Annotated in this window: 11 protein-coding genes; 6 read left to right on the plus strand and 5 right to left on the minus strand. The window is 52.4% G+C overall.

Going from position 1 to position 15,382, the window contains the following annotated elements:
- Positions 1-153: 153 nt before the first annotated feature.
- Positions 154-1,575 (minus strand): FAD-linked oxidase C-terminal domain-containing protein, encoded by a 1,422-nt coding sequence (locus tag PsAD13_RS21845; RefSeq protein ID WP_063319464.1) that lies wholly within the window; start codon positions 1,573-1,575, stop codon positions 154-156.
- A 309-nt stretch (positions 1,576-1,884) separates the two neighbouring features.
- Between PsAD13_RS21845 and PsAD13_RS21850 the strand changes: the two genes are divergently transcribed.
- From PsAD13_RS21850 to PsAD13_RS21865, 4 genes are all read left to right on the plus strand, one after another.
- Entirely contained in the window at positions 1,885-3,525 is a 1,641-nt protein-coding gene (locus PsAD13_RS21850; RefSeq protein ID WP_063303405.1) for a chloride channel protein, read from the plus strand.
- Between the two features lie 89 nt (positions 3,526-3,614).
- A complete protein-coding gene (locus tag PsAD13_RS21855) occupies positions 3,615-4,484 on the plus strand; it encodes an AraC family transcriptional regulator (RefSeq protein WP_057465742.1) in 870 nt (289 codons plus the stop codon).
- 194 nt (positions 4,485-4,678) lie between these two features.
- On the plus strand, positions 4,679-5,428 hold the full coding sequence (locus PsAD13_RS21860; protein ID WP_063289927.1) for an AzlC family ABC transporter permease: 750 nt from the start codon (positions 4,679-4,681) through the stop codon (positions 5,426-5,428).
- The gene (locus tag PsAD13_RS21865; RefSeq protein WP_063319465.1) at positions 5,425-5,748 is read left to right on the plus strand and encodes an AzlD domain-containing protein; all 324 of its coding nucleotides are present in this window, start codon (positions 5,425-5,427) and stop codon (positions 5,746-5,748) included. The genes PsAD13_RS21860 and PsAD13_RS21865 overlap by 4 nt, the downstream gene beginning before the upstream one ends.
- A 59-nt stretch (positions 5,749-5,807) precedes the next feature.
- Here the strand turns inward: PsAD13_RS21865 and PsAD13_RS21870 are convergent, their stop codons facing one another.
- The 4 genes from PsAD13_RS21870 to PsAD13_RS21885 all read right to left on the minus strand — a co-directional run bounded on the left by PsAD13_RS21870 (position 5,808) and on the right by PsAD13_RS21885 (position 13,631).
- Positions 5,808-7,628 (minus strand): aminopeptidase P family protein, encoded by a 1,821-nt coding sequence (locus PsAD13_RS21870; protein WP_063319466.1) that lies wholly within the window; start codon positions 7,626-7,628, stop codon positions 5,808-5,810.
- 680 nt (positions 7,629-8,308) lie between these two features.
- Complete coding sequence (locus PsAD13_RS21875; RefSeq protein WP_063293890.1) at positions 8,309-9,211, minus strand: 50S ribosomal protein L11 methyltransferase; 903 nt, start codon at positions 9,209-9,211, stop codon at positions 8,309-8,311.
- Between the two features lie 89 nt (positions 9,212-9,300).
- Positions 9,301-11,118, minus strand: coding sequence for a sodium:proton antiporter (locus PsAD13_RS21880; RefSeq protein ID WP_063303402.1), 1,818 nt, complete (start codon positions 11,116-11,118; stop codon positions 9,301-9,303).
- 74 nt (positions 11,119-11,192) lie between these two features.
- Positions 11,193-13,631 carry a UvrD-helicase domain-containing protein gene (locus PsAD13_RS21885; protein ID WP_063303401.1) on the minus strand — a complete coding sequence of 813 codons (2,439 nt, stop codon included), beginning with the start codon at positions 13,629-13,631 and terminating at the stop codon, positions 11,193-11,195.
- A 371-nt stretch (positions 13,632-14,002) separates the two neighbouring features.
- On the opposite strand from PsAD13_RS21885, the gene PsAD13_RS21890 reads away from it, so the two are divergent.
- The gene (locus PsAD13_RS21890) at positions 14,003-14,500 is read left to right on the plus strand and encodes a DUF4142 domain-containing protein (RefSeq protein ID WP_208986867.1); all 498 of its coding nucleotides are present in this window, start codon (positions 14,003-14,005) and stop codon (positions 14,498-14,500) included.
- Between the two features lie 216 nt (positions 14,501-14,716).
- Entirely contained in the window at positions 14,717-15,328 is a 612-nt protein-coding gene (locus PsAD13_RS21895; RefSeq protein ID WP_057465734.1) for a hypothetical protein, read from the plus strand.
- The last annotated feature ends 54 nt before the right edge of the window (positions 15,329-15,382 follow it).

Here is a 15,382-nt window from a genome sequence, read left to right on the forward strand (position 1 = left end):
CTTCGAACCTCACGCCTTGCCGCGCTGTCCGCCTATGAGCTGCATGCAAACACTTGTTTGTCTATGTGAATTACAGCAGGAACAAGACGACAGCAACGACTTAAGGCAATGTTTCCGAACGGATCGAAGCAAGTGCGTATTTATGGCACTTCTTTACTCGGTATCTAAGGCAACAATCTTACCGGGGTTCATAATATTCAGCGGGTCAAGACTACGCTTGATCGCAGCCATCACAGCCAACCCTGCACCATGTTCCTTAGGCAGATACTTCATCTTGCCCTGGCCTACACCATGTTCACCAGTACAGGTTCCACCCAGCTCAATCGCACGATAGTTCAGCCGTTCAACAAACGCCTCAGACTTGGCAATGTCCTCAGGGTCAGTCAGATCCGTCAGCACAAGCACATGAAAGTTGCCGTCACCAACATGGCCAACTATCGGACCAATCAGACCATTTTCTTCGATGTCATCATGTGTAGCTGTCACACAGTCGGCCAAACGAGAGATCGGCACACAGACATCTGTCGACAATCCGGTTCGCTCAGGTGCCAGTCCAAGGCCAGCCCAATAGGCGTCATGCCGCGCGGCCCAAAGCTTGTTGCGCTCTTCAGGATCCGTCGCCCATTCAAATTTTTTCAGAGAGTTTTCAGCCGCAATCTCACCAAACCGCTCAGCCTGTTCTCTCACACCAGCCTCAGAGCCGTGGAATTCCACAAGCAGCAACGGTGATTCAGGCAAATCCAGCTTTGAGTAAGCATTGACGGATTGGACGGTCAGTGTGTCCAATAGCTCCATACGGGCAACGGGAATGCCATACTGTACCGCCTCGATAACCGTGTTGCAGCAATCTGCAATGCTATCGAAAGAAGCAATTCCACCTGAAATTGCTTCAGGTATGCCCTTCAGCTTCAACGTAATCTCAGTGATCACCCCGAGCGTGCCTTCCGAGCCAACCATCAAGCGCGTCAGGTCATATCCCGCAGATGATTTCTTGGCACGGCTTCCAGTCTTCACAATGGTCCCGTCAGGCATGACAACCGTCAGCGCCAGAACCATATCCTTCATCGTCCCATAAAGCACCGCATTCGTACCGGAAGCACGTGTCGCTGTCATACCGCCAATGGTGGCATCAGCGCCCGGATCAATCGGAAAGAACAAGCCAGTATCACGCAAATAAGCATTGAGCTGCTTGCGCGTCACACCCGGTTGAACCACACAGTCCAGATCCTCAGCATGAACTGAGACAACCTCATTCATTTGAGAGAGATCCAGCGAGATGCCGCCGCCCGGTGCATTCAAATGCCCTTCCAGAGAAGAACCACTGCCAAACGGAATGACCGGCACACGTAGGTCAGCACAAAGCATTACGATTTCAGAGACTTCCTCGGTCGACTGCGCAAAGACAACAGCATCTGGCGGCTGGTTTGGTAGCCATGATGTCGTATGCCCGTGCTGCTCCCGCAAGCTCATGGATGTCTGGCAGCGATCGCCAAACTTCTCACTCAAGAGCGCAATCGCTTTGTCGATCCCCTCGGCATTACGTGTAACATTCAGCTGCATCCCCGTCAGAGACATGGCAGACCCCCCTTATATTCCAGATACTTCCCCCCGGAAGCACACTTCCAAGCATATAGTCGAAACTTCGAGACACGCCTCGGCATTTATTGGAATTATAGTATTCTGCATGGTCAGCATAATTGAGCTTTTGGCAAGGCTGAACCCACCTTGACGTTGCGGCCTCTTGAGGTTCCTTAAGTGTTTCTCAGTGCTTATCGAAAATAATGATCCGAAATCCGATGATCAGAGCATATCCTGATTAGCGTTTGCCGGGGAATCTCGTTAAAGACAGTGCCAATCATTCATTGTCGTATCGCTTAATCTATTATGCCAAACCAAGCTAACCCGCTGAAAATCGCAATGCGTATAGCCTATAAATGGGTCGAACCTAACTTACGTTTGTTCATGTCATCGCGGCTCCCGCTTGTCTGGCTCCTTGCGCTGATCATCGGAGCTGCTGTGGGCGGGTCTGCGATCCTGTTTCGCATTGGCATCGGTCTGGTTCAGTGGCTATCGCTCGGCACCGTCTCCGAACGCATGATAAGCGCGGCCAACGCGCAACCATGGTATGTGATTGTTCTGGCACCCGTCATAGGCGGCGCAATTGTGGGCCTCCTTTTGCAAACCATCCAGAAGAAGCAACGTGCTGGCGGCGTAGCAGACGTGATTGAAGCACGGGCTCATGGAGGAACCGGCCTGCCCTTTTGGCCTGGTCTCAGCTCCGCGCTCATCACAGTCATCTCACTCGGCAGCGGCGCCAGTGCTGGCCGTGAAGGCCCCATGGTTCATCTGGGCGCCACACTCGGCACCTCCGTCTTCTCCAAGCTGAAACTCCCTGATTCAACAATGCGTATCCTGCTTGCTGCAGGTGTCGCAAGTGCAGTTTCTGCAAGCTTTAACGCACCAATCGCAGGCGTATTGTTCGCGCATGAGGTCATCCTCGGACACTACGCAATGTCCGCCTTCGTTCCAATCGTGCTCTCATCAGCCATGGGAACGCTCGTGTCTCGCCTCTATTTCGGCGAAGCAGTAGCCTTCATTCTGCCCCACTACCAGATCAACACATACTGGGAATTCCCGGCTTTCGTGCTGCTCGGCATCATCTGCGCGATTGTTGCCATCTCGTTCCAGTTTGCATTGATCGGCTCAGACTGGCTTGCCAGAAACATCAAAATGCCAATCTGGCTCCGCCCGATCATCGGCGGCGCATTGGTTGGCTCAATCGCTGTCTTCTATCCGGAAATCATTGGCGTTGGCTACGAGGCAACAGATGGAGCGCTCAACTCAGAACTACCGCTCACATTGATGCTCTCGCTGCTCGTCGTGAAAACAGTAGCAACAGCCATCACGCTCGCCTCGCGCTTCGGTGGTGGCATCTTCTCACCCTCACTGTATCTGGGCGCGATGACGGGTGGTGCCTTTGGTCTGATCGCGGCAAATCACCTGCCCGAAATGGCTTCCAGCCACGGCCTCTACGCTATTTTAGGCATGGGAGCGGTCGCCTCAGCCGTCCTTGGCGCACCAATCTCAACCACCATGATCGTGTTCGAGCTGACAGGTGGTTACGAGTTGTCCATTGCACTGCTGATCGCTGTCTCCGTTTCAACAGGCCTCAATCAGGCAATCCATGGCCGTTCCTACTTCCATTGGCAGCTGGAAATGCGCGGTGTCATGCTGCAGGACGGTGCCCACAAATGGCTCGTCCGCATTGTTCATGTTGAAGATTTCGCAGATCCACCTAGGCCGGACTCCGATACCACCTTCGACCCAGTGTCAGAAGAACCGTTCCTTGCACCGCTCGACACGCTCGAAAAAGCGCTCAAGACCTTCGATGATGCAGGCAAATCCACCCTGCCCGTCATAGACCCCAAGAACCCGGCGGAAGTTATCGGTTACGCAAGTCACGTGAAGGCTCTGCGTTACTTCAATTCAGCTCTCATTCAGGCGAATGTTGAGGAGCACCGCTAGCCAAACCCCAGATAATCTCCATTGACCCATCCGCAAAAAACAGCAATCTCATTCAAGACATCCTTGTCTTCGCTGGATAAATTGGGTCTATGAAGCCGGTTACTCAAAAAATTGCCTTAGAAGCAACTCCGCTCAATTCGGGAGAGAACGCACAATTCTGGTGTGCGCCTCGCTTTGATGGGTTGGAATGTCTTGCGGCAAGTTTCAGAACCCATGTTTACGAACCTCACACTCACGACACGTTCGTTGTTGGTGGTATTCTCTCGGGCTGTCAGTGCTACTGGCAACGCGGACAGCAGATATTCGCAGGTCCCGGAGATCTGGTCTTCGTCAACCCATTCGAGCTTCACGACGGCATACCGGAGGGCTACGGCTACACCTACCGGATGACCTACCCCAGCATCTCACTGTTGCAGAAGATCGCTGAGGATCTGACGGACAAGCCACAAAGCGGAACGCCGTTTTTCCCGGAGGCCTGTGTCCATGACCCGGAGCTCTGTCAGGAATTCGTTGAAGCACACAAGTCCATACAGAACCGTTCCATTGATCTGGAAGCCGAAGAACCGCTCTATATGATCTTCGCCAAGATGCTCGCAAAACACGGCAGCTTCACTGACAACATCACCGGATCAAAAGATCCCGTCGCAATCAAACGAGCGCGGGAATATCTGGAAGAAAGCTTCATGGGCAGCGTGCATCTGGATGATCTGGTGAACATCTCGGGCCGATCAAAGTATCACCTCATCCGGTCCTTCAAGAAAGCGACTGGGCAAACACCGCATGCCTACCTGACCGATGTGAGGGTACGAAATGCCAGACGCCTGCTCGTGCGCGGAACCTCTCCAAGTGAGACGGCATCACTCTGCGGCTTTGCGGATCAGGCCCATCTCACGCGGCAGTTCAAATCCCGTGTTGGCACCACACCAGCAGCTTTCCAGCGATCTGTGATTTCCATTTAATCACAGCGGCATACCAGAAGCGAAATTTCATTCAAGACGACATCGGCCTCTCTGACTTAAAAGCACTCCATGCTCTGGAGCGAATTCTTGTCGTTTGATTCAATTCAATCAAACGACAAGAATTCGCTGAAAGTAAAGAAATTAGAGCGTGAGGCGTGAATGCAAATGAGCGCAACAGGCTCTAGGAGGGTTTTGTGAAAAGCAATCAGAACAAATCAGCGATCAACGCTGGTCCCAATGAATTTTTCCTCGGTGTAACAACATTCTTCCCGTTGATTTTCGCCGCGACACCCATCGGCCTGTTGTTTGGCGCGCTCGCGGCACAAAAGGGTATGTCTCCTTTGGAAGTCCTGCTGATGGGCTCCTTCGTATTTGCAGGCGGCTCCCAGTTTCTTGCGCTGGATTTGTGGGCCGACCCACTCCCGTGGCTCACCATTGCCTTCTCCACTTTCCTGATCAACCTGCGCCACGTGCTTATGAGTGCATCCCTTGCCCCCAAACTCGGCCATTGGACACCCCTGCAAAAATACCTCGGCTTCTTCATATTGGCTGATGAGGTCTGGGCTCTGTCTGAACAGCGCGCCATCAAGCATCACACCACTTTCAGTTTCTATCTCGGTGTTGGCCTGACCCTGTTCATCACCTGGCAAGTCGCAACAGTGGTCGGAAGCCTGATAGGCGCAGTCATGGGCGATCCATCCCGCTACGGTCTGGACTTCGCGTTCACCGCCCTCTTCATCTGTCTGGTCATGGGCTTCTGGCAAGGCCGCAAAACTGGCGTAGTCCTCGCAGCGAGCGGTATAGCAGCAGTTCTCACTCACAAGTTCGTTCCGGGCGCTTGGTACATAATCGCTGGCGCAATCGCAGGCGTCATCGCCGCAGCAGTCCAGTATGACGAAAAAACCAACGGGCTCCAGAAACCTGCGGAGGCACTTCAGTCATGATGTCAGAAGTCTTCGCAGTTGATCCACTTGTCCTCTTCACCATTATGGCAATGGCAACAGGAACTTACCTGACCCGCATCGCAGGGCTGGTGCTGACAAAGTTCGTCACTTTCTCAGGCAGAACTGAGGCAGCCTTGCAAGCCGTTCCGCCAGCGATCCTCATGTCGGTCGTCGCCCCAACAGCCTTCGCAACCGGCATCGCAGAGACCGCGGCAACAGCCATCACCGCGATTGCAGCCCTGCGCTTGCCAATGCTCGCAGCCATGACACTCGGTGTTGTCAGTGTTGTCGTGCTCAGAATGGCACTCACTGTCATCTAAACAAAAACCCCGCTCCATGAAGCGGGGTTTTCTTTAACCTAATGAGAAGCAGGAGCGGCTCAGGAAACCGGACGGGTCGCCTCTTCCAGCCAAGCTTTGGTCTCACCATCAAGCAGTGGCCCAACCAATTCCCGCACACGAGCATGGTAAGCATTCAGCCAGTTCAGCTCAAACGCGGAGAGAAGCTTGGTATCCACCATACGCAGATCAATCGGCGCCAGCGTCAGCGGCTCAAAACCGAGCATCTTCTGATCACCACCCTCAATGGCAGCAGCAGGCGTCACCAGCTCAAGGTTCTCAATCCGGATGCCGTACTCATCAGCCCGGTAATAACCCGGCTCATTGGAAAGGATCATACCCGGCTTCAACGCGATGCTGTTTGGAGCTTTGGAGATCCGCTGCGGACCTTCATGCACACCCAGATAAGAGCCGACACCGTGGCCAGTGCCATGGTCAAAGTCGAGACCCTGCTTCCAAAGATCGATACGAGCCAGAGTATCCAGTTGTGAGCCGGTCGTCCCAACAGGAAAACGCGCGGTCGCAATAGCAATATGGCCCTTCAGAACAAGCGTAAAGTGTTTGCACTGCTCAGCAGTCACAGCTCCAACAGCAAGCGTACGTGTGATGTCTGTTGTGCCATCCTCGTACTGCGCACCAGAATCGATCAGATACACACTGTTCAGCTCAATCGGCAGATTGCTATCGTTGCTCACACGGTAGTGACAGATCGCACCGTGAGGACCAGCCGCTGAAATGGTGTCAAAGGAAATGTCCTTCAAAACACCCGTCTCACGGCGGAACTCCTCAAGCTTTTCAGCAACAACAACTTCAGTCAGGCCACCAAGAGGCGCCGTCTTCTCAAACCATGCAAGGAAGCCAGCATAGGCAACACCGTCACGCAGATGCGCAGCTTTTGTGCCCTCGATCTCAGCCTGATTTTTAACAGCCTTCGGCAGCAGAGTTGGCTCCTGCCCTTCCACAACATGGCCGCCATTGCCAGCAACCGCATCATAAAGAGCCTGACCCGCAAGACCGGTATCAATGAGCACTCGTTTGCCTTCAGTACCCAATGCTTTCAATGCAGGTGCAAGTTCTGTCGGTCCTGCAATATCAGCAAGAGCGCTCAGCTCATCACGCACTTCATTGGAAAGCTTGCGCCCATCAATAAACAGCGATGGCTTGCCGTTGGTCGGTACCAAAGCAAAGGACAGTGGCAGCGGCGTATGCATCACATCGCTACCGCGAATGTTCAACAGCCACGCAATTGAGTCTGGCTGTGTCAGAAGCGCTGTATCCGCCTCTTTTCGAGCAATCAACTCACCAATACGCTTGATCTTGTCTGCAGCACTTTCACCAGCAAACTGCATCCCGTGCATTTTCACGGCACCAAGCGGCGCTTCCGGGCGATCACTCCAAACGGCATCGACAGGATTGCTTTCAATAGCAACCAGCTGTGCACCAGCCTTCTCACAGGCAGCTTTCAAAGAGCGCACCTGACGAACAGGATGCAACATCGGATCGTACCCGATCTTCTGGCCTTCTGCCGCGTTCTCACGAAGCCAGCCCGTCAGCGGCTCATCAATCAGATGACGATAGGCAAACGCCTCTTCGTCTACCTGATCTCGCACCTGAATGGTGTAGCGGCCATCAATAAAAACAGCTGCCTTGTCACTGAGAACACCAGCAATACCAGCAGAGCCGGTGAAACCCGTCAGCCACTCAAGGCGGCAGTCACTATCAGGAACATACTCACCTTGGTGAGCATCTGCCCGCGGCACCAAAAAGCCATCAAGCCCACGCGAGGCCAGCTCGTCTCGCAGAGCGGCCAACCGAACCGGCCCACGAGATTTATCATTTACTGTGTCAAAGCTTTGAAACATGCTGGAAGGCTAATGCCGATCGTCACACAACTCAACCACACAAACACGGCTCCTAAGAGGAATTTATACTCTCAATTCAGGCGATGAGGATACAGAAGTACACAATCCATGCGTTATACGCAGATCTGCTATGTACTCCATGCAATTTCAGATCATGACAATACAGAGATATGCAAAAAACGCATAAGCGTCATGCGAAACTATCTCTTTTTTTACAAACTAAAATAATAGATAACTCCTCTTGTCGACGGGGCGCTTCCCTCCCAAAGCAAACCGGTGGATCACACCTCCTCCCAAAGTGATCTGCACGACAAAAATGGCCGGCATCCATCAGCTGCTGATAAAGCGCTAGAAATGCCACTCATACAGCTGGATACCTCCTCCCAGTATCTAGCAAGCTAAGCAAATTCCTCCCAGTTGCTTGGCACACAAAAAAACCTTTGCTTCCCCGGCAATTTCCTCCCAATTTGCCGGATCAGGAAGCAAAGGTTTTTTGTTTTTTTGCATTTCAATCAGACATCAAAAAACCCTCACTGCATCAGCAATGAGGGTTCAGAATTATTACAGCGTATCTCCGAAAAGTGGAAACCGGTTTTCGGAGAAAAATACGCAAAAACAAAGGCTAAAGCAGTTCATGCGTTTCCATTTAAATGCGAACTGCTTTAGCAATCTGTCAGGCCTTATGAGTCCCAGTTGCCTTTTGCAAAGGTCAGCGTCAGCCATCCTTCAATCTCGCGGCGATGCACAAGCTTCAATCCCTGCTGTCCATACGCTGAGATGATCCGTGGACCATGCTCAATCCGCAAGCCGGATAGAACCAGCGTAGACTTATGCGCAAGGTGAGCGCACAGTTTAGCGGACATCTGCATCAACGGTCTTGCAAGAATATTGGCAACAACCAAATCAAACGGGCCAAACTCATTAAAGCGGCGGTCATCCACACCAGCACCGGTAAAGGCTTTGAAGTGAGGCCCCACATTGTTCTTACGCGCATTATCAATCGCAGCTTCCACCGCAATCGGATCAATATCGGTCGCCAGAACTTCAGAGCTGGTCAGCTTAGCAAGTGCAATGCCCAGAACACCCGTTCCGGTGCCTAAATCAAGCATACGGTGGTATTTGTGCCGCTTCAACAAGCGCTGAAGCTCCAACAGGCAACCTTCAGTCGTACCATGGTGACCGGTACCAAAAGCCTGTGCTGCTTCAATCTCGATACCAATGTCAGACTGGCCGACAGCATCACGATCATGCGCACCATGAACGATAACCCGATCCGCACGAACCGGCTTCAAACCTTCAAGGGATTTGGCAACCCAGTTGATGTCAGGCAGCGCCTCAACTTCAGCAAAACTTGGAATAACGCCGCCTTCAAACTGATCAAACAAACGCATTTCAACCAGATTGATTGCGTCATCAACCGTAGATTCCAGAACCAGCACTTCTGCGGTCCAAGTTTTTCCGTCCTTGGAGCTTTCAAAGACGGCAACTGGGAACCCGTCATCTTCAAAGCGCGCCTCCATAATATCGGAGAGTGCTTTTGCTTCAGCCTCAGGTGCCGGAATGCGAACCCGGATCGTGTCCATGCAAAATCCCTTAGTTACGATGAGCTATCAAAACTCAGTGAAAACCTTTGCCTAGGCGTATAGAAGGTGCAGCAACGAAAAGCCAGTACTCACGAGGCTTTCTCGCGCTCTGCCGCATATTCGCAGGGAACAAGGCTAAGTATTGTTGAACCAGCAATCGGCATCGCAGGCTTGGTGCCATTCAGTGGGCGAAGCTTCTTGGTCGGGTCTATCAACATCAGCACAATAGCCGTCTCTGGCAAAGCCTCCTGAAACTCGGTCCAGCCATAAGTATCTGTCAGCTCACTGGCTTTGATGAACCAGCCTTCACGGATCTTCGTTTCAAGGTCGTTATAACTGTGTTCTGGTGTCAGGAAGGGACGCCCACCAAGCGTCACAACACGGCGAAACTTTTCCTTCTCGCTTTGCTCTTCTGAGGGTGCAAACTGATACACCTCCCCTCGCCCCATAAGCGGTCCAAAGTTTGTGGTCACCAGCGCGTTGTAATCATCATTATCAGTCACAGCGAGCAAAACGCTGTAATTCTCAAGCGGAAGCTCATTCTCAACTTCCTCAGAAAGAACCTCGCCATAGTGGTTCGTAAGCCCGGCATTGCGCGAAAGCCGCAGCTTACCCCAGTTACGGTCAACGGTAAGGCTCGGAACATCCAGCGTTTTCAGCTTGGTCGCAAGTGCTACGCTAAACCGGCTCGCTCCCACAATCAGCAATCCCGGCCCCGTATGGCTGGAAAGCCCCAGCCACCGTGCAAATGGCCCAAGCGAAAACCCGTGCGCAAACACTGTGGCAACCACAACGGCAAACGACAAAACCGCCAACCGCTCTCCATCAGGAGCTCCATGCTCAACAAGCGACCTTGCAAACAAGCCGGAAACCGCAACGGCCACAATACCACGTGGCGCAATCCACCCAACCAGCAAACGTTCTTTCCAGCTCAAGTGAGCACCAATGGTTCCAACCCAAACAGAGATAGGCCGGATCACAAACAACAGCACCAGAATAAATGCCAAATCCTCCAACCCAAACTCCGCAAGACTGCCAAGCTGAACTGAAGCCGTCAAAACAATGAATACCGAAGACACCAGAATGATCGTGACGGCTTCCTTAAACCGTTTCAGCTCTTCAAGACTGGCAAGACGAGAGTTACCGAGCACCAGCCCAAGAACCGTCACCGTCAGCAGGCCGGATTCCTCCAGCACCAGATCAGAAAGCGCATAAGCGCCCATCACACTCACAAAAATCAGTGGAACTTTGAGAAATTCAGGAACGCGACCACCAACAAACAGCCAGATCAATCCACGCCCCAGCGCCCAGCCACCAACACCGCCAATCAACAACCCAGCCACAGCCCGGATCGCCAGCACCCAAAAACCATGGTCGCCGTGATAAACCAGATACCCTTCAAACATGAACACCGCGAGCAGCGCACCAAGTGGATCAGCAAGGATCGCTTCCCAGCGCAGCAGCGAACTCACCCGTCGCTCTAACCGCGCCTGACGCAGAAGGGGAATAATAACAGTAGGACCGGTAACAATCAGAATGGCAGCAAACACCAGCGCCGAAGGCCAGCTCAGCTCTGCGATATAGTGGGCATTCAATGCGCCCAACAAAAACGCGATAAAAGCGCCCAAAAGAACGAGCCGCCAAACCGCCTTCTCAACACCGCCAATACGTTGAAAGTTAAGAGAAAGACCGCCTTCAAACAGAATAACGGCAACACCAAGCGCAACAGTTGGACGCAATAAATCACCGAACAACGCAGTTGGACTGAGAACACCCGTGGCAGGACCAATGAGAAAGCCAGCAACAAGCAGAAGAACGATCGCAGGTAAAGACCATCGCCAGGCAAGCCATTGTGCACCAACCCCCGCCACACCAATCATCGCAAGCGCGAGAACCACCTCATTCATTGCCATCTCCCAACACAACTTAGAAGAGAGATAGCACAATCTACCCTAAAGGTAATTAACGCTTGAGTTGCAGCTTATGCCCGCTCAACAAAGCTATCGAGCACTTTCTTTTGGCCAGCTTTTTCAAAATCGACGGTAAGCTTGTTCCCCTCGATATCGCCGATCAATCCATAACCGAACTTCATATGGAAGATCCGCTCACCAATCGCAAAATCGCTTCCTGCCTCAGTAACGCTCTTGGCAACCAGCTCGCCTTCAATGGTCATCGGACCAGCCTTCTTGGCACGACGGCTCTGGTTTCCGCCATGCATTTTGCCATACTGCTGACCAGACGCCTGCGCCTTACGCGCACGCTGCCAACCCGGCGTAGAGTACTTGCTCTGGAAGGGATCACTGTTGTCAAACCGGCTGGCACCATAACCACCACCAGCGCTATTCAGACCATACCCACCGTAAGAGCTGGAGGCCTCAACAACCTCAACACTATCTGCAGGTAGCTCATCCAGAAACCGCGAAGGAATGCAGGACTGCCACGAGCCATGAATGCGGCGGTTAGAGGTAAACCACACTTTCACACGCTTGCGGCCACGGGTAAGACCCACATAGGCAAGGCGCCGTTCCTCTTCCAGACCAGCTTGTCCGGTTTCATCCAATGCCCGCTGGTTCGGGAACACACCCTCTTCCCAACCGGGAAGGAAAACACTATCAAATTCAAGGCCTTTTGCAGAATGGAGTGTCATAATCGAGACCGCATCCTCTTCCGCATCGCTGTCCTTATCCATCACCAACGAGATGTGCTCAAGGAACCCAGCCATGCTCTCAAACTCTTCCATCGAGCGGATAAGTTCTTTCAGGTTGTCCAAACGTCCCGGCGCTTCAGCAGATCGATCCTGACGCCACATCTGGGTGTAACCACTCTCATCAAGAATGATCTCCGCCAGTTCCGTATGGCTCATGGTCTCAACCTGATTACGCCAGTTCTCCAACATGCCAAGAACATCCGCGAGCGCAGCACGAGCTTTCGGACGCAGCTCATTGGTCTGCACCAACTCTTCAGCAGCGATCATCAGCGGAATAGCGCGCTCCCGTGCATAAGCATGAACAATCTTCAGCGTCGCTTCACCAAGCCCACGCTTCGGCGTATTCACGATACGCTCAAAAGCCAGATCGTCTGACGTCTGCATCACACAGCGGAAATAGGCGAGCGCATCGCGGATCTCCATACGCTCGTAAAAGCGCGGACCACCGATCACGCGGTAGTTCAATCCAAGCGTGACAAACCGGTCTTCAAACTCGCGCATCTGGAAGGACGCACGCACCAAAATGGCCATTTCATTCAGAGAATGCCCATGGTTTTGAAGAGCTTCAATCTCATCACCAATGGAGCGGGCTTCCTCCTGAGAATCCCAGGCCGAGGTAACCTGCACCTTCTCTTCTTCCTCAGAACCCATCTGGTCGGTGAAAAGGGTTTTACCAAGACGGCCCTGATTGTGTGCAATCAGATGAGAAGCTGCGGACAAGATGTGGCTGGTCGAGCGATAGTTCCGCTCAAGACGAACCACAACGGCACCCGGGAAATCCTGCTCAAATCTCAGGATGTTATCAACCTCAGCACCACGCCAGCCATAAATGGACTGGTCATCATCACCAACACAGGCCACGTTCGGATTGCCCTGCGCCAGCAGACGCAACCACATGTACTGCGCGATGTTGGTATCCTGATACTCATCCACCAGCATGTAACGGAAGCGATGCTGGAAGCTCTTCAAAACATCATCATGCTCTTTGAAGATCGTAATACAGTGCAGCAGCAAATCACCAAAATCACAGGCATTCAGGATCTTAAGCCGTTCCTGATAGGTCTCATAAAGCTTGCGCCCCAAGCCGTTAGCAAAGGCCTGTGCGTCACCAGCTGAAATCTGTGAGGGTGTAAGCCCGCGGTTCTTCCAGCTGTCCAGCAGCCCCGCAAATGTCTTTGCAGTCCAACGCTTTTCATCCAGACCTTCCGCCTGAATGATCTGCTTGATCAAACGAACCTGATCGTCCGTATCCAGAATGGAGAACGAGGACTTCAACTCAACAAGCTCAGCATGGCGGCGCAAAATCTTCACGCAGATGGCGTGGAACGTGCCGAGCCAGGCCATGCCTTCAACGCCATCGCCAATGTAAGCGCCAATGCGCGTTTTCATCTCGCGGGCAGCTTTGTTAGTGAAGGTCACAGAAAGGATCTGCCCCGGAGTGGCGTGACCCGTTGCCAGAATATGTGCAATACGCGTTGTCAGAACACGTGTCTTACCAGTGCCAGCACCTGCAAGAACGAGCACTGGTCCGTTGATCGTCTCAACAGCAAGTCGTTGTTCTGCATTCAATCCTTCCATATAGGCTGGGGCGTTGGTTTGCCGTGCAGCCATGGCCCTCGCTGCGATACCACCTGCCTTGGGCTGTGGTGCAGCCAGAGGATCAGCAGGGTGAGCAGGTATTCCGCGATGAAGTGGGCCAGAAGAGTTTGCCATTGAGCTCGTTAGATCCTTTGAACGCATACCCCTCTCAAATCAGAGGGAGAATCTCCAATACTTAACGAGGAACAATATAGCAACAACATTGAAGAAGCGAGGCATCAGCAAAGAGATACACATCGTTTTGTAGGGCAAGGCATCTTCACTCAGTAACTCTTGCCTCACGCCAGCTTTGCTCTGTGATGTTTTATCAAGCTTGTTCTGAGTTACTTGAAATCCGGGAGGCCCTTTAGTGTTTTAAAGAGGAAGTATGCGTATACCTGCCAACGAGAATAACTCAGCTTAGCAACGGGAATATCTTCACTTCCGAAAGACAAACAACACTGTAACAACCTGAAAGAAAAACTATGAATACTGGTAAGTTACACATGACACGTCGGAACGCCCTCATTGGCATCTCCGGTTCTTTACTGGCAGCACCTGCTCTGGTTTCCTCCGCCCAGGCCAACCACCACGGCTCCACCGATTACACCAACAAGACGCTGACAATCAGCCCCTTCTCACTTGCCATCAGTAAAATGGCGACAATGAAGGCCAGCAATCCATTGGTGCGCCAGTTTGCAGATCTGGAAAGCGAAGAACAAACTGCGGTCTCAAAAGTGATTGAATCCACAGGCGCCACACCTCCCCCGCGTCCCGCCGCTCTGGAAGACATCTACAAGAAGCTGGAGGCCGAAAACGGTGAGGACTTTGACCGTCTGTACATCTCCGCTGAAATCACTGGTCATGAGGACTTGCTGAAGGTTCAATCACCGGAATCCGGTAAAAAACCTGTGAACGTGGATGTGGCTACAGCAACCATTCTGGTCGCTTTCATTCATACCCATCTGGCGATGCTGGCAGAGATCCGCAAGCAAATCGGCTAGGCAACTCCTTCAAACATCTCAGAAAACACCAGTGGTGCGCTCCGGCCCCACTGGTGTTTTCCTGTCAAATTCAGCCAACCCAACGATCACATCTTCAAATTTGGCTCAATTATCGCTGTCTCCCGAGAGATCTTGCTAAGATTTCCTGCCCACTCTCTTAGCCAAGGATGTTGCTTCTGGAGAACATCTGACCGCAACTGGAATGGAGCTTGAGATATGCCGAAGGTCATTTGCAGATATAAGAACTACGATGATTTCTATAAAAACCGCACAAGCATCTGGGCTGAAATCAGACGTCGGATGAACATCCACGCGACGGACACTGCAAGCTTCGACAAACTCATTTTCCAGGGCAAGGCAGCCATCCGGCTGACCTACGACAATCATGTCGAAGACGCGCCGGATATGAAGAAAGCCAGAACGAACATTGCCGCACTTGAAAAAGAGAAAGCAAGAACCTTCCGCTTTGTTCAGGCCTCCAAGTCACTGGAAGAGGACATCTCGACAAAACACAAAATGCTCAAAGTGCTCGAAAGCCAGCTGAAGCAGCAGGAAAAAGACCCCAAAACTGATCCCAACTATCGCGATACAGCGAAAGAGCTCAAAAAACTGCTCAAGCTCCAGCCTGCAGTCAAAAAGAAGATCCAGGAATACGACAGTGCTCTGAAAGCACTTGAAAAAGCTGAAGCAGACTACGACCCGTTGAAAAAGCAGATCGAGAAAACCATCCCCATGAGCGTGCAGACAGATGGTAAGAACATGATGCTCTATATCGGCGGACGCGCCGAAGCATCTGTCCGCCTAAGAGCAACACTGGCGCAGAAGTAGGCTCGCCGCAAGTCTACCAATGCAGCGAGAGGAGCCCCAAAGCTCCCTCGCTCT

The organism is Pseudovibrio sp. Ad13 (assembly GCF_001623225.1).
Lineage (GTDB): Bacteria > Pseudomonadota > Alphaproteobacteria > Rhizobiales > Stappiaceae > Pseudovibrio.